12 protein-coding genes are annotated in these 14,447 nt (G+C 73.1%); 9 read left to right on the top strand and 3 right to left on the bottom strand.

The window, feature by feature from the left end; all coding sequences use genetic code 11:
• Window positions 1-16: 16 nt before the first annotated feature.
• The 3 genes from AC1Q49_RS09935 to AC1Q49_RS09925 are packed head-to-tail and all read left to right on the top strand — an operon-like array spanning window position 17 to window position 2,807.
• Window positions 17-1,441: a ferredoxin reductase family protein gene (locus tag AC1Q49_RS09935; RefSeq protein WP_492491924.1), complete on the top strand. Its 1,425-nt coding sequence runs from the start codon at window positions 17-19 to the stop codon at window positions 1,439-1,441.
• 20 nt (window positions 1,442-1,461) lie between these two features.
• A complete protein-coding gene (locus AC1Q49_RS09930) occupies window positions 1,462-1,983 on the top strand; it encodes an FMN-binding protein (protein ID WP_492491922.1) in 522 nt (173 codons plus the stop codon).
• Window positions 1,980-2,807 (top strand): FAD:protein FMN transferase, encoded by an 828-nt coding sequence (locus tag AC1Q49_RS09925; RefSeq protein WP_492491920.1) that lies wholly within the window; start codon window positions 1,980-1,982, stop codon window positions 2,805-2,807. Before AC1Q49_RS09930 ends, AC1Q49_RS09925 begins: the two co-directional genes overlap by 4 nt.
• A gap of 40 nt (window positions 2,808-2,847) precedes the next feature.
• Here the strand turns inward: AC1Q49_RS09925 and AC1Q49_RS09920 are convergent, their stop codons facing one another.
• From AC1Q49_RS09920 to AC1Q49_RS09910, 3 genes are all read right to left on the bottom strand, one after another.
• The gene (locus AC1Q49_RS09920) at window positions 2,848-3,822 is read right to left on the bottom strand and encodes a sensor histidine kinase (protein WP_191007994.1); all 975 of its coding nucleotides are present in this window, start codon (window positions 3,820-3,822) and stop codon (window positions 2,848-2,850) included.
• On the bottom strand, window positions 3,819-4,493 hold the full coding sequence (locus AC1Q49_RS09915) for a response regulator transcription factor (RefSeq protein WP_061782320.1): 675 nt from the start codon (window positions 4,491-4,493) through the stop codon (window positions 3,819-3,821). Before AC1Q49_RS09915 ends, AC1Q49_RS09920 begins: the two co-directional genes overlap by 4 nt.
• Window positions 4,494-4,566: 73 nt before the next feature.
• Window positions 4,567-6,102 carry a helix-turn-helix domain-containing protein gene (locus tag AC1Q49_RS09910; RefSeq protein WP_191007995.1) on the bottom strand — a complete coding sequence of 512 codons (1,536 nt, stop codon included), beginning with the start codon at window positions 6,100-6,102 and terminating at the stop codon, window positions 4,567-4,569.
• Window positions 6,103-6,255: 153 nt separating this feature from the next.
• On the opposite strand from AC1Q49_RS09910, the gene gabT reads away from it, so the two are divergent.
• The 6 genes from gabT (at window position 6,256) to AC1Q49_RS09880 (ending at window position 14,447) form a co-directional block, all read left to right on the top strand.
• On the top strand, window positions 6,256-7,623 hold the full coding sequence (gabT, locus tag AC1Q49_RS09905) for a 4-aminobutyrate--2-oxoglutarate transaminase (RefSeq protein WP_492491916.1): 1,368 nt from the start codon (window positions 6,256-6,258) through the stop codon (window positions 7,621-7,623).
• A gap of 152 nt (window positions 7,624-7,775) precedes the next feature.
• Window positions 7,776-9,137 (top strand): flavin monoamine oxidase family protein, encoded by a 1,362-nt coding sequence (locus tag AC1Q49_RS09900; protein WP_492491914.1) that lies wholly within the window; start codon window positions 7,776-7,778, stop codon window positions 9,135-9,137.
• Window positions 9,134-10,024, top strand: coding sequence for a universal stress protein (locus AC1Q49_RS09895; protein ID WP_060959221.1), 891 nt, complete (start codon window positions 9,134-9,136; stop codon window positions 10,022-10,024). Before AC1Q49_RS09900 ends, AC1Q49_RS09895 begins: the two co-directional genes overlap by 4 nt.
• Window positions 10,021-11,583 (top strand): APC family permease, encoded by a 1,563-nt coding sequence (locus tag AC1Q49_RS09890; protein ID WP_060959220.1) that lies wholly within the window; start codon window positions 10,021-10,023, stop codon window positions 11,581-11,583. The genes AC1Q49_RS09895 and AC1Q49_RS09890 overlap by 4 nt, the downstream gene beginning before the upstream one ends.
• A complete protein-coding gene (locus tag AC1Q49_RS09885) occupies window positions 11,580-13,037 on the top strand; it encodes an NAD-dependent succinate-semialdehyde dehydrogenase (RefSeq protein WP_191007997.1) in 1,458 nt (485 codons plus the stop codon). The genes AC1Q49_RS09890 and AC1Q49_RS09885 overlap by 4 nt, the downstream gene beginning before the upstream one ends.
• A 45-nt stretch (window positions 13,038-13,082) precedes the next feature.
• Window positions 13,083-14,447 carry an NAD-dependent succinate-semialdehyde dehydrogenase gene (locus AC1Q49_RS09880; RefSeq protein WP_061782323.1) on the top strand — a complete coding sequence of 455 codons (1,365 nt, stop codon included), beginning with the start codon at window positions 13,083-13,085 and terminating at the stop codon, window positions 14,445-14,447.

Raw genomic sequence — 14,447 nt, 5'->3', positions numbered from 1 at the left:
CGGCGACGCTCGACGCATGACCACCCAGGCCGCCACCCGAGCCACCCGAGCCACCTTCGTCGCCGCCGCACCCGCCGTGCGCGCCCGGTCGTGGCGACCGGTGCGGCGCCTCGTCGCGATCGCCGTCATCTGGGCGACCAGCCTGTTCGTCGTGGCGCTGTGGGTCGCCGGCGGCGCCGTGCAGGATCTGCTCGCGTGGGATGCCGACACCCTCAACACGCTGGGCCGCATCACGGGCCTGGTGTCGGCGAACCTGCTGCTGTACCAGGTGCTGTTGATGGCGCGCGTGCCGCTGTTCGAGCGGGCGTTCGGCCGCGACGCGATCACGCGGATGCACCGCTGGGTCGGCTTCTGGTCGTTCTGGCTGCTGCTGGCCCACATCGCCCTGCTGGTCGTCGGCTACGCGGCGCAGGCGGACGTGAACGTGTTCGTGCAGCTGTGGGACTTCGTCTGGAACTATCCCGGGATGCTGCTCGCCACCGCCGGGACGGGCCTGCTGGTGCTGGTCGTGGTGACGAGCATCCGCCGTGCGCGCCGCGCGATGCGCTACGAGTCGTGGCACCTGCTGCACCTGTACGGCTACCTCGGCGTGGGCCTCGCGATCCCGCACATGCTGTGGACCGGCGCGGACTTCGCGGCGCATCCGCTCGCCGAGGTCTACTGGTGGGGGCTGTGGGCCGTCACGGCGGCGGCGGTGCTGGTGTACCGGGTCGGCCTTCCGCTGTGGCGATCGGCACGCCACGGCATCCGCGTCACGGCCGTGGAGGCCGACGGCCCGGTCGGCGTCGTGGTGCGCATGCGCGGCCGCAGGCTCGGGCGGCTCGGCGCCCGCGCGGGGCAGTTCTTCGTGTGGCGCTTCCTGGACGGCCCCGGCTGGACGAGGGGGCACCCGCTGTCGCTCGCCGCCGACCCGCGCCGCGGGGAGCTGGTCGTCGCGGCCCGCATGGTCGGAGACGGCACCCGGCGCCTGGCGACGCTGCGCCCCGGGACGCGCGTGCTCATCGAGGGGCCGTACGGAGAGTTCACGGGGGAGGCCCGCACCCGGCGGGGCCTGCTCCTGCTCGGCGCGGGCGCGGGCGTCGCACCCCTCGTGGCGTTGCTCGAGGCCGAGCCGTACGCCCCCGGGGAGGCGACGCTCGTGACGCGCGACCACGCGCCGGCCGAGGCGATGCGGACGGCGGCCATCGACCGCCTCGTGCGCGACCGCGGCGTCCGCCACGTCGCGCTCCACGGCCCACGGCGGGTCGAGGGCTCCACGTGGATGCCGGCGCACTTCGCCGACGGACGGGGTGCCGAGCTGCTGCGGCGGCTGGTGCCGGCCCTCGACGAGCACGACGTGTTCCTCTGCGGACCCGAGCCCTGGATGGCCGCCGTCCGGCGCGACCTGCGCGCCGCGGGCGTGAGCGCCGACCGGATCCACAGCGAAGCCTTCGGCGTCTGACGCCGGGAGAGGAGACGACGATGAAGAAGATCGTCTACGCGATACTCGCGACCCTGAGCGGGCTCGTCCTGCTCTTCAGCTACCGCACGTCGTTGCCCGAGGATCAGGCGTCCGCGTCCGCGTCCGCGGCGACGGACACGGCCACCGCCGCCGCCCGCACCGCGACGGCGCCGACCGCGACGACGCCGACGACGACGCCGCGCGCCACCGCGACGGCCGCCGCGCCCACACCGTCCGCGACGGCCTCGTCGGGCACCGGCCTCGCCGACGGCACCTACACGGGCGCCGCCGCCGACACCCGCTACGGCGCCGTGCAGGTGCAGATCACGGTGGCGGGCGGTGTCATCACGGACGTGCAGACCCCCCAGTACCCGAGCAGCAACGGCCGCGACCGGCAGATCAACCAGAACGCGCTGCCCCGCCTGATCTCGGAGACGATGGCCGCCCAGAGCGCCGCCATCGACATGGTCTCGGGGGCGACCTACACCAGCGACGGCTACATCGCGTCGCTGCAGTCGGCGATCGATCAGGCGGCGGCGTGAACGCGCCGCGGCGGCAGGCCTGGACGGCCGCGGTCATGGGCACCACCGTCAGCATCCACGTGATCGCCGCGGGCGCCGTGCCGCCGCGTGCCGCGGACGCCGCGGCATCCACGATCGCGGCGCTGCGCGAGCTCGACGCCCTCTTCTCGCCGTTCCGATCCGCCTCGCAGGTCTCACGGCTGCGTCGCGGGGAGCTGGCGCTCGCCGACGCCGATCCGCGGCTGCGGGAGGTGGTGCAGGCCTGCGCCACGCTCGAGACCGCCACCGGCGGCCGCTTCAGCGCCTCCTGGCGCGGAGGATTCGATCCCACCGGCTACGTGAAGGGCTGGGCGGCCGACCGCTCCGCCGACGCGCACCTGGTCCCCCTCCTCGAGGGCGGCGACGTCGTGGCCGTCGGGATCAACGTCGGCGGCGATCTGCGGGTGTGGACGGCCGCCGACGCGGACTGGTCGTGGCGCGTCGGCATCGCCGACCCGCGTCTCCCGGGCGCGCTGCTGGCGACCGTCGAGCTGCGGGCCGGCGCCGTGGCGACATCCGGGACGGCGGAGCGGGGAGCGCACCTGCGCGACCCGCGGTCGGGCAAACCGGTGCCCGGTCTCGTCAGCGCCACCGTCGTCGCCGACGACCTCACCACCGCCGACGCGTGGGCGACGGCCGTCGCCGTCTCGGCAGACGACGACCTCGGGTGGCTGTGGGGTGCGCCGCTGCGCTCCGGACTGGTCGCCGCCGCGACGGACGGCCCCGGCGGCGAGCCCGCGTCGCTCCGCGTGCGCCGGTGGCTCGACGGCGTGGGCGTGGAGACGGTCGTCCACGCGGCGGCCTGAGCGCGCCGCGGCAGGCGGCCGGGCGCGGGCCGAGCCGTCGTCAGGCGGCGGGCAGCCGCAGCAGCATCGTCGTCCCGCGCGAGGAGGTCGACTCGATGCCCACCGTGCCGCCCACCGTCGTGGCCGCCTCGCGCACCAGTGCGAGCCCCAGACCGAAGCCCCGCCGCCTCCCCGACTCCGGACCGCGGGCGAACCGCTCGAAGATCCGGTCGCGATCGGCGTCGGAGATGCCGGCGCCGGCATCGTGCACCCGCACCTCGACGGTGTCGCCCGACGTCGCCGCGGAGATCTCGACGGTCGCCCCCGTCGGCGAATGCTGCACGGCGTTGTCCAGCAGCGCCACGCACAGCCGGGTGAGGGTGACGCGCGGCATCCGGACCAGAGCGGCGCTCGCGCCGGTGACGACGACCGCGACCCCGGCCTCCTCGGCGAGCGGCGCGATGGTCGCCGTGGCGGCGGCGATCGCGTCCGCCACCGGCGTGGGGGTGCGCTCCGAGGCGCTGCCCTCCGCGGTCAGCAGCATGTCGGTGAGCACCTCATCCATCACGGCCGCGTCGGAGCGCAGCGCGGCGAGGGTGGCCGTCAGGTCCTCGCCCCGGCGGTGGCGCCGTTCGAGGATCTGCACCCGGCTCGTGAGGGCCGTCAGCGGCGTGCGCATCTCGTGGCTCGCGTCGGCCACGAACCCCCGTTGGAGGCGCAGCGCCGTGGCGAGAGGAGTGACCGCCCGCCGCGCGGCGAACCAGGCGACGAGGGCGAGCAGCACCACGCCCGCCACCCCGAGCGCGATCACCCAGGGCAGCACGTGGTCGACGTCGACCACGATCCGGTCGCCGTCCGGGCCGGGGCGGCCCGCGTCCCCGCCGCCCCGGTGCGCCTCGGGGCGCGCCGACAGCAGCAGGATCGAGACGAGCACGGCGACACCGGCGGTCACCACGACGGCGGAGGCGACGCCCACCAGGACGCCCACGTTCAGCGCCGCGCGGTGCAGGCGGCGGCGGTCGGCGTCGTCGCTCATGCGCTGCTCCCGGCGCGGTAGCCGCGGCCCCGCACGGTCTCGATGATCTCGGGCGACGCCTTCCGGCGGATGTAGTGGACGTAGGTGTCGACCGAGCTGAGCGCATCGTCCGAGGAGAAGACGGCACCGAGGATCTCGTCGCGCGAGAACACGTGCTCGGGGCTCTCCGCGAGCAGAGCGAGCAGCCGCGCCTCCGTCGCCGTCAGGGCGATGCGCTCCCCGCCCGCACCGTACAAGGCTGCCGACTCGGCGATGAAGGTCCAGTCGCCGAGGTGGCGCCGCCGCCCCTCCGCCCGGTGGCCGCGCACCAGGGCGCGCAGCCGCGCGAGCAGCTCGTCGAAGTCGAAGGGCTTCACGAGGTAGTCGTTGGCCCCGGCATCCAGGCCGTCGACCCGATCCGACACGGCGCCCAGCGCGGTCAGCAGCAGGACCGGTGTCGTCAGGCGGGCGGTGCGCACGGCCTGCACCAGCTCGACGCCGTCGAGCCCGGGCAGGCGGCGGTCGACCACGAGCACGTCGAAGCGTTCGGCCAGCGCGCGGTCGCGGGCCGCGCGGCCGTCCGTGAGGTGCGTGACCTCATAGACCTCCGAGAGCACCTCGACGGTCATCCCGGCGATCGTCGGGTCGTCCTCGACGTAGAGCAGCCGTGGTCGGGCACCGTCGCGCGACATGCGTCCTCCGTTCCTGTCCGCCATCATCCACCCACACGCACGCCAAGAGTCCGCCAAGAATCCCGCGCGCGTCTCAGTCCGACGCGACCAGCGCGGCCCACAGCTCCGCCCGTGCCGGGAACCGGGACAGGTCCACGCCGAGCAGCTGCTGCGCGTGCGCGACGCGGGCGCGCACGGTGTGCCGATGGATGCCGAGGCTGCGCGCCGCCTCGTCGATGCGGGCATCGTGCGCCAGCCACGTGCGCACCGTCTCGATCAGCGCCGTCCCGTGGGCCGCGTCGTGCGCGCGCAGGGGACGCAGGCGCGCGTCGGCCAGGGCCCGCGCGGCGGGGGAGTCGAGGCTCGACAGCACGCCGGCGGCATCCGCGAAGCGTCCCACCCGCCCGGGCGCGGCGGTGCGCAGGGCGGTGAGGGCTTGCGCGTGCGCCCGCGCGAACGCCGCGTACTCGGCGGGCTCCGAGACCCCCACGGCGGCGTCGAGCAGCCCCGAGAGCGCCTCGGCGGCCCGCTCGTCGCCGGCGGGTTCGACGAGGACGATGCCGTCGGAGCTGCGGGCGTAGAAGAGGCCACCGCGCTCGGCCGCGCGCAGCTCGAGCCAGTCGACGGCGGCGTCCGCACGCCCGGGGGAGACGTTGGCCACCGCGACCACGACGGGCGCCGCCGGCAGCGGGCCCCACAGCTCCCGCGACACCCGTCGGGCCAGCTGGGGGTCGTCGGACAGCAGGGTCTGCAGCAGGCCCGTGCGCAGGGCCGAGCGGGCCCGGCCGAGGCCGACGTTCTGTTCGAGGGCGAGCCCGGCCATCGCGATCACCGAGGTCACGACGCTGCGCCCCTCCAGATCGAGGTCGGCGCCCACGATCGCGATGAGGCCGCGCAGGTGGCCGCCGCGGCCGAGCGTCTGCATCGTGACGTGGCGGTCGCCGATGTCGAGGGTCGAGGCGGCGCGCGCGCCGCGGCGGAGGACGGCCCCGGCCTCGGTCGCGAGCGCCGCGAGCGCGGCCTCGTCGAGGGCGTCGGAGGGGGCGCTCTGGGTGAGCGTGCCCGCCGCATCGAACAGCCCGACCCACGCGCCGAGCTGCGCCGCGAGCTCCGCCACCGTCGCGGCGAGCCCGTCGGGGCGCAGGGCGGCGAGCGAGATGGCGCGCTGCGCCGAGAGCGCCCACGTGCGCCGGGCGTACGCCTGGGCGGCGATCGCCTCCGCGTTCGCGCGGGCGAGGGCGATGAACGGGGTGCGGTAGGGCACCTCGAACAGCGGCATCCGCTCGGCGCGGCACGCCTCGACGAGGGCGGGCGGGATGCCGTCGCGGACGACCTCGGTGCCGAACCCGAGGCCGCGCACGCCGCGGGTGCGCAGCCGTGCGACGTAGGCCGTGTACCCGTCGAGGTCGCCGTCGGGCGCGGGACCGGCCCCCACGAACTGGGTGCCGGTGGTCAGCAGCAGGAGGTCGTCGGCCAGGAAGGGCGTCGGATCGGCGAGGTCCGAGCTGTGCACCCACCGCAGCGGGGCCTCCAGCGCTCCCGCGTCGAGGTCGTCCGGATCCGACGCGAGGCGCAGATCGAGGTCGCGGCGCGCGAGGAGCGCGCGCAGGGTGGGCTGCGGATCGGTCACGGCGGGGCCTCCTCGGCGCGCTGCGGGGCCGCGCGCGGCGGTGCGGTCTGCGGGTCGACGGGCGCACCCCGCTGTACGCGACGTATGCCCTTCGACTCAGAATGTACACGGCGGAAGGTGTGACGCGGGGCTCGCGGCTCATACGCTCCCGGCATGAGCATCATCGACAGCGCCGTCGTCGGCGGACCGACCCTGGCGCAGGAGCGCCGCCTCGTCACCAGCATCCCCGGCCCCCGCTCGCAGGAGCTGCTGGCCCGCAAGAGCGCCGCCGTCGCCGCGGGTGTCGCGCACACGGTGCCGATCGAGGCCGTCGCCGCGGGCGGCGGGGTCGTCGTGGATGCCGACGGGAACTCGCTCATCGATCTCGGCAGCGGCATCGCGGTGACCAGCGTCGGAAACGCGAACCCGCGCGTCGTGGCGGCCGTGCAGGCCGCGGTCGCCCAGATGACCCACACGTGCTTCATGATCTCGCCCTACGAGTCCTACGTCGCCGTCGCCGAGCGGCTGAACCGGCTGACCCCGGGCGATCACGAGAAGAAGTCCGCGCTGTTCAACTCGGGCGCCGAGGCCGTCGAGAACGCGATCAAGATCGCCCGGAAGGCGACCGGACGTCAGGCCGTCGTCGCCTTCGACCACGCCTACCACGGCCGCACGAACCTGACGATGGCCCTCACCGCCAAGTCGATGCCGTACAAGAGCGGCTTCGGGCCGTTCGCCTCCGAGGTCTATCGGGTGCCCGCGTCCTACCCGTTCCGCGACGGCCTGAGCGGTGCGGACGCCGCGGCCAGGGCCATCTCGCTGATCGAGAAGCAGATCGGCGCCGACAACCTCGCCGCCGTCATCATCGAGCCCATCCAGGGCGAGGGCGGCTTCATCGTCCCCGCCGAGGGGTTCCTTCCGGCGGTCGTGGACTGGTGCCGCGCGAACGGCGTCGTCTTCATCGCCGACGAGGTCCAGACGGGCTTCGCCCGCACCGGCGAGATGTTCGCGAGCGACCTGTTCGGCATCGTCCCCGACCTCATCACGACCGCGAAGGGCATCGCCGGGGGCATGCCGCTGGCGGCGGTCACCGGTCGCGCCGAGATCATGGACGCGACCCACGGCGGCGGTCTGGGCGGCACGTACGGCGGCAACCCCGTGGCCTGTGCCGCCGCGCTCGCCGCGATGGACGCGTTCGAGAACGACGGGCTGCTCGAGCGGGCACGAGAGATCGGGGGGATCCTCCGTGCCCGCTTCGAGTCGCTGCAGGGCTCCGACGCCCGCATCGGCGACGTCCGCGGCGCCGGCGCCATGATCGCCGTCGAGTTCGTCGACCCCGCCACGAAGGCACCGGATGCCGCGCTGACCGCGGCGGTCGCCAAGGCGGCGATCGCGCAGGGCGTCATCGTCCTCACGTGCGGCACCTACGGCAACGTCATCCGCTTCCTGCCGCCGCTGACGATCTCGGACGACCTCCTCGCCGAGGGCGTCGACGTGGTCGCCGCCGCCGTCGCCGCCCACGCCGCCGTCGCCGCCCCCTGAGCCCGCCCCGGCACCACGCCCTCACCCCACCCCATGTCCCACTTGCGCCCGGCGATGTCCCACTTTCGGTCTTCCAGAGGCCACTGTGACAGCGCTTATCGGGACATCGTGCGGGAGCACCACGCAACCGGACCCACGACAGAGGAGATACCATGACCGAGATCACACGTGACGTCGTCGTCATCGGAGCGGGCGCGGCGGGCCTGACGGCCGCGAACCAGCTCAAGAAGGCCGGTCTGTCGGTGGCCGTGCTCGAGGCGCGCGATCGCGTCGGCGGCCGGCTGTGGACCGACACGATCGAGGGCGCGATGCTCGAGATCGGCGGCCAGTGGGTCTCGCCCGATCAGGACGCGCTGAAGGAGACCATCGCGGAGCTGGGCCTGGAGACCTTCGACCGCTACCGCGAGGGCGACAGCGTCTACATCGGACCCGACGGGGTGGCCCACCGCTACACCGGCGACATGTTCCCCGTGCGCGCCGAGACCGAGCGGATCATCGCCGAGGTGACCGCGCGCCTGGACGCGATGGTCGCCGAGATCGACCCCGACCGCCCGTGGGCCCACCCGAAGGCCGCCGAGTGGGACACCGTCTCCTGGGATGCCTGGCTGCGCGAGCAGACCGACGACGACGAGGCCATCCGCAACCTCGCCTTCCCGACGGGCTCGGCGATGCTCACCAAGCCGACGCACTCGTTCTCGCTGCTGCAGTCGCTGCTGATGGCGGCATCCGCCGGCAGCTACACCCACCTCGTCGACGCCGACTTCATCCTCGACAAGCGCGTCGTCGGCGGTCTGCAGCAGGTGCCGCTGCTGCTCGCCGAGCGCCTGGGCGACGACGTCTTCCTGGGCCAGCCGGTGCGCACCCTCGAGTACACCGAGGGCGAAGGCGTCGTCGCCGTCGCCGAGGGGGTGACGGTGCGTGCCCGTCACGCGATCCTCGCGCTGGCCCCCGTGCTCTACAACCGCATCTCGTTCGTCCCGCCGCTGCCGCGTCTGCAGCACCAGATGCACCAGCACATCTCGATGGGCTTCGTCATCAAGGTGCACGCCGTGTACGAGACGCCCTTCTGGCGCGAGAAGGGCCTGTCCGGCACCGCGTTCAGCCCCTACGAGCTCTCGCACGAGGCCTACGACAACACGAACCACGGCGACGAGCGCGGCACCCTGGTCGGCTTCGTGTCCGACCGCACCGCGGACGACCTGTTCCGCCTCAGCGCCGCGGAGCGCAAGGAGCGCATCCTCGAGTCGCTGAGCCACTACTACGGCCCCGAGGCGAAGGACCCCGTCGTCTACTACGAGAGCGACTGGGGCAGCGAGGAGTGGACGCGCGGCGCGTACGCGGCATCCTTCGACCTCGGCGGGCTCCACCGCTACGGCGCCGACCTGCGCACGCCCGTCGGGCCGATCCACTTCGCCTGCAGCGACATGGCCGGCGCGGGCTACCAGCACGTCGACGGCGCCATCCGGATGGGACGCGTCGCGGCGCAACAGATCCTCGACGAGATCCGCGCATGAGCGGTCACCTCGTCGTCGGCTACACCGCGACCAAGCCCGGTCGCGACGCCGTCGCGTTCGCCGCGCGGCTCGCGGCGGCCCTCGACGCCGTGCTCGACGTCGCGATCATCCTGCCCAGCGCGGACCGCAGCGTCATCACCCCGCCGGATGCCGGCTACGACCGTCACCTGCACGCGCAGGCCCAGACGTGGATCGCGCAGGCGATCGACCGCATCCCCGCGAACGTCGTGGCGCACGCCCACGTCCGGCCGGCGGAGTCGTTCGCCGAGGGCCTGGTGACCCTCGCCGACGAGCTGAGGGCCTCGTACATCGTGGTCGGCGCCGCCGACGGCGGCTCGCGCGGCCGCCACCGTCTGGGCTCGACGACGACCGAGCTGCTGCACTCCTCCGACGTGCCGGTCGTGCTCGTGCCGCGCGGTGCGCGCAAGATCGCGCCGGAGACCGGCATCGCACGTCTCACGGTGGCGATCGGCACCCGACCCGGCGCCGACGCGCTGATCACCGAGACGGCCGAGCTCGCCGGCGCCATCGGCGCGCCGGTCCGGCTGCTCTCGCTGCTGCCGGTCGACCTGCCGCCGTCGGCCGACACCGCGGCGATCCGCATCGCCGGCACGACCGAAGCCGACGAGGTGCTCGCCGCGGCGCGCGCCGAGCTTCCCGCGGGCCTGCGCACCGACGTGGCGGTCGCCGCGGGCGACAGCATCGAGGAGGCGGTGTCGTACCTCGACTGGCTTCCCGGCGAGGTCGTGCTGGTCGGCTCGAGCCGACTCGCCCAGCCGCGACGGCTGTTCCTCGGCTCCACCGCGGCCAAGATGCTCCACGAGATCACCGTCCCGGTGATCGTCGTCCCCCGCACCCGTTCCCACTCCGAGGAGGCTCGACGATGAGCGCACCCTCCGCATCCGACGCGCCGGCCGTGCCCGCCGAGACCGGCGGCCTGTCCAGCAAAGGGCTGAGCGCCGGCACGATCGGTCTCATCGGCGCCGTCGTCATCGGCATCTCGTGCATCGCCCCGGCCTACACCTTCACGGCGGCCGTGGGGCCCACGGCATCCGCCGTCGGCGCACAGATCCCGGCGATCATCCTCGTCGGCTTCATCCCCATGCTGCTGGTGGCCTTCGGCTACCGCGAGCTGAACAACCGCATGCCGGATGCCGGTACCAGCTTCACCTGGGCGGCGCGCGCGTTCGGCCCGTGGGTCGGGTGGATGGCCGGGTGGGGCCTGGTGGTGGCGACCATCCTCGTGCTGTCGAACCTCGCCGGCGTCGCGGTCGACTTCCTGTTCCTGCTGCTGTCGCAGGTCACGGGCAACGCGGAGATCGCCGACCTGGCCGCGAACACCTGGATCAACGTCGGCGTGTGCCTGCTGTTCATGCTGGCGGCGACCTTCATCTCCTACCGCGACATGCAGACCACCCAGAAGCTGCAGTACGTGCTGGTCACCTTCCAGGTGGCCGTGCTGCTGTTCTTCGCGATCGCGGCGATCGTGGAGGCCGTGGGCGGCAAGGGCTTCGACTTCCAGCCGTTCGACATCGGCTGGTTCAACCCGTTCGCCGTCGGCTCGTTCAGCGCGTTCGCGGCGGGCCTGTCGCTGTCGATCTTCATCTTCTGGGGGTGGGACGTCACCCTCACCATGAACGAGGAGACGAAGGATCCCGAGAAGACCCCGGGCCGCGCCGCGACGATCACGGTGCTCACGATCGTCTCGATCTACCTGCTGCTCGCGGTCGCCATGATCATGTACGCCGGTGTCGGCACGGGCGAGCTCGGGCTCGGCAACGAGGGCATCCAGGAGAACGTGTTCTTCCACCTGTCCGGGCCGATCCTCGGTCCCCTGGCGTTCCTGGTGTCGCTGGCCGTGCTCACCTCCTCGGCGTCGTCGTTGCAGTCGACGTTCGTGGGACCCGCGCGCACGCTCCTGTCTATGGGGCACTACGGCGCGCTTCCGCCCGCGTTCGCCCGGGTGAGCCCGCGGTTCTTCACGCCGGGCTTCGCCACGATCGTCTCGGCGATCGTCGCCTCGGCGTTCTACGCCGTCATGCGCGTCGTGAGCGAGAACACGCTGTGGGACACGATCCTGACCCTCGGCATGATGATCTGCTTCTACTACGGCATCACGGCGTTCGCCTGCGTCTGGTACTTCCGCAAGCAGTGGTTCGACTCGGTGCGCAACGTCTTCTTCACCTTCCTGTTCCCGCTCGTCGGCGGGGCCATCCTCGCCGTCCTGTTCTTCACGACGCTGTTCGACTCGATGGACCCGGCCTACGGGTCGGGGGCCAACGTCGGCGGCGTCGGGATCGTCTTCATCCTCGGCATGCTCATCATCGTGGTGGGCATCGTCCTCATGATCTGGCAGTTCGTGAAGCGCCCCGCCTTCTTCCGGGGCGAGACGCTGTCCACGGACGCCCCCGCCAGCACCCGTCGCCTGAAGGAGGCCGCACGTTGATCAGCGAAAGCGCACTGCTCGAGAAGGTTCCCCGCGGACTGTTCATCGCCGGGGAGTGGGTGGACGGCTCCGCCGGCACCTTCCCGGTGGTCGATCCGGCGACCGGCGACACCCTCGTCGAGATCGCGGACGCGTCGCCCGAGGACGGCATCCGTGCCCTCGACGCCGCGGTCGCGGCGCAGGAGGAGTGGGCGGCCACCGCTCCGCGCGTGCGCAGCGACATCCTGCGCCGGGCGTTCGACCTGCTCACCGCCCGCGCCGACGAGTTCGCCCTGCTGATGACCCTGGAGATGGGAAAGCCCCTCGCCGAAGCGCGCGGGGAGGTCACCTACGGCGGCGAGTTCCTGCGCTGGTTCAGCGAGGAGGCGGTGCGCATCGCCGGCCGCTACGGCTCCAACCCGGAGGGCACCGGGCGGATGATCGTCAGCCAGCGCCCGGTGGGACCGTGCTTCTTCATCACGCCGTGGAACTTCCCGCTGGCGATGGCGACCCGCAAGATCGCTCCCGCGCTCGCCGCGGGGTGCACCGTGGTGGTCAAGCCCGCCGAGCTCACCCCGCTGACGACGCTCGCCTTCGTCGACCTGCTCGTCGAGGCGGGTCTGCCCGCGGGTGTCGTCAACGTGGTCACCACGACGCGCTCGGGTGCACTCTCGGCACCGATCATCGCCGACCCCCGCCTGCGCAAGCTGTCGTTCACGGGATCGACGCCGGTGGGCAAGAAGCTCATCGCGCAGGCGGCCGAGGGCGTGCTCCGGGTGTCGATGGAGCTCGGCGGCAATGCGCCGTTCGTGGTCTTCGACGACGCCGACCTCGACAAGGCGGTCGACGGGGCGATGCTCGCGAAGTTCCGCAACATCGGGCAGGCCTGCACCGCCGCGAACCGCTTCATCGTGCACGAGTCCGTCGCGGCGGAGTTCGCCCGACGCGTCACCGCGCGCGTGGACGCCATGCGCGTCGGACGCGGCACGGAGGACGGGGTGCAGATCGGCCCGCTCATCGACCGCAAGGCGGTCGACGGCACCGAGGCGCTGGTGTCGGATGCCGTCTCCCGCGGAGCCCGGCTGCTCACCGGTGGCGAGGCCATCGACGGACCCGGGACCTTCTTCGCCCCCACGGTGCTCACCGACGTCGCCGCCGGCAGCGACATCCTGCGCGAGGAGATCTTCGGCCCGGTGCTGGCGATCGCGACGTTCGGGAGCGAGGACGAGGCGGTGCGCCTGGCCAACGACACGGAGTACGGCCTCGTCTCCTACGTCTTCACCGAGGACCTCGCCCGGGGCCTGCGGATGATCGACCGCCTCGAAACCGGCATGATGGGGCTGAACGCGGGCGTCGTGTCCAACGCGGCGGCACCGTTCGGCGGCGTCAAGCAGTCGGGCATGGGGCGCGAGGGAGGCCTGGAGGGCATCCACGAGTACCTGTCGACGAAGTACACGCTGATCCCCGCCACCTGATCCGAACGCGAACCGAGCACGATCCGACACGAACGGAGAACGACGATGACGTATGCGGTTGTGAACCCCGCCACCGGCGAGACCCTCGCCACCTACCCGGACGCCACCTCGTCGGAGGTCGAGGCCGCCGTCGCGGCCGCCCACGAGGCGGCCCAGACGTGGGGGCGCACCTCGACGCCCGCCGAACGCGCGGCGCTGCTGCGCCGCGTCGCCGAGCTGCACCGCGAGCGCCGCGACGAGCTCGCCGCGATCATCGTGCGCGAGATGGGCAAGCCGCTCGCCGCGGCCGAGGGCGAGGTCGACTTCGCCGCCGACATCACCGAGTTCTACGCCGATCACATCGACGAGATCACCGGCGACCGGCCCCTCGACATCCTGGGGGAGGGCACCGCCGTCATCCGCCGCTCGCCCCTGGGCGTGCTGCTGGGCATCATGCCGTGGAACTTCCCCTACTACCAGGTCGCCCGCTTCGCCGCGCCCAACCTGGCGATCGGCAACACGATCCTGCTCAAGCACGCGCCGCAGTGCCCCGAGTCGGCGGCGGCCATCGCGGCCATGTACGCCGACGCGGGATTCCCCGCCGGCGCCTACGTCGACGTCCGCCTCACGAACGAGCAGGCCGCCGACGTGATCGCCGACCGTCGCGTACACGGCGTCTCCGTCACCGGCAGCGAGCGCGCCGGCGCGGCGGTCGCCGAGATCGCGGGCCGCAACCTCAAGAAGGTCGTGCTGGAGCTCGGCGGCTCGGACCCCTTCATCCTGCTGTCCACCGACGACCTGGATGCCGCGGTGCAGGCGGCCGTCGATGCGCGCCTGGACAACAACGGTCAGTCCTGCAACGGCGCCAAGCGCTTCCTCGTCGCCGACGAGCTGTACGACGGGTTCGTCGAGCGCTTCGCCGCGGCCCTGCAGGCGGCGAAGGTCGGCGATCCGTTCGCCGAGGACACCGTGCTCGGACCGCTGTCGTCCCTGGCGGCCGCGGAGCGGCTGCAGGAGCAGGTCGACCGTGCCGTCGCGCAGGGCGCGACGGTCGTGACCGGCGGCACGCGCGACGGCGCCTTCTTCCCCGGCACCGTCCTCACCGGTGTCACCGCCGACATGGACGCCTACCGCGAGGAGTTCTTCGGTCCCGTCGGCGTCGTCTACCGCGTCAGCGGCGAGGACGAGGCCGTCGAGATCGCGAACGGCACCGAGTTCGGCCTCGGCTCGTACGTCTTCACGACCGACCCCGCGCAGGCCGCCCGCATCGCCGACCGCATCGACGCCGGCATGGTCTACGTCAACATCGTCCTCGCCGACTCGCCCGAGCTGCCGTTCGGCGGCGTGAAGCGCAGCGGCACGGGACGTGAGATGGGCCTGCTCGCCGCCGAGGAGTTCGTCAACAAGAAGCTCATCCGCATCGCGGGCTGA

The sequence above is a fragment of the Microbacterium sp. MPR-TSA4 genome (assembly GCF_058792815.1).
Note: the sequence above shows the minus strand (reverse complement) of the source record. Positions and strands in the feature narration are given on the sequence as shown.

What these genes read in the sequence shown, in the direction of transcription:
- AC1Q49_RS09935 (WP_492491924.1), top strand. Translation starts at nt 17, where the DNA reads ATGACCACCCAGGCCGCCACCCGAGCCACCCGAGCCACCTTCGTCGCC.
- AC1Q49_RS09930 (WP_492491922.1), top strand. Translation starts at nt 1,462, where the DNA reads ATGAAGAAGATCGTCTACGCGATACTCGCGACCCTGAGCGGGCTCGTC.
- AC1Q49_RS09920 (WP_191007994.1), bottom strand. Translation starts at nt 3,822, where the DNA reads ATGAGCGACGACGCCGACCGCCGCCGCCTGCACCGCGCGGCGCTGAAC.
- AC1Q49_RS09915 (WP_061782320.1), bottom strand. Translation starts at nt 4,493, where the DNA reads ATGTCGCGCGACGGTGCCCGACCACGGCTGCTCTACGTCGAGGACGAC.
- gabT (WP_492491916.1), top strand. Translation starts at nt 6,256, where the DNA reads ATGAGCATCATCGACAGCGCCGTCGTCGGCGGACCGACCCTGGCGCAG.
- AC1Q49_RS09900 (WP_492491914.1), top strand. Translation starts at nt 7,776, where the DNA reads ATGACCGAGATCACACGTGACGTCGTCGTCATCGGAGCGGGCGCGGCG.
- AC1Q49_RS09895 (WP_060959221.1), top strand. Translation starts at nt 9,134, where the DNA reads ATGAGCGGTCACCTCGTCGTCGGCTACACCGCGACCAAGCCCGGTCGC.
- AC1Q49_RS09890 (WP_060959220.1), top strand. Translation starts at nt 10,021, where the DNA reads ATGAGCGCACCCTCCGCATCCGACGCGCCGGCCGTGCCCGCCGAGACC.
- AC1Q49_RS09880 (WP_061782323.1), top strand. Translation starts at nt 13,083, where the DNA reads ATGACGTATGCGGTTGTGAACCCCGCCACCGGCGAGACCCTCGCCACC.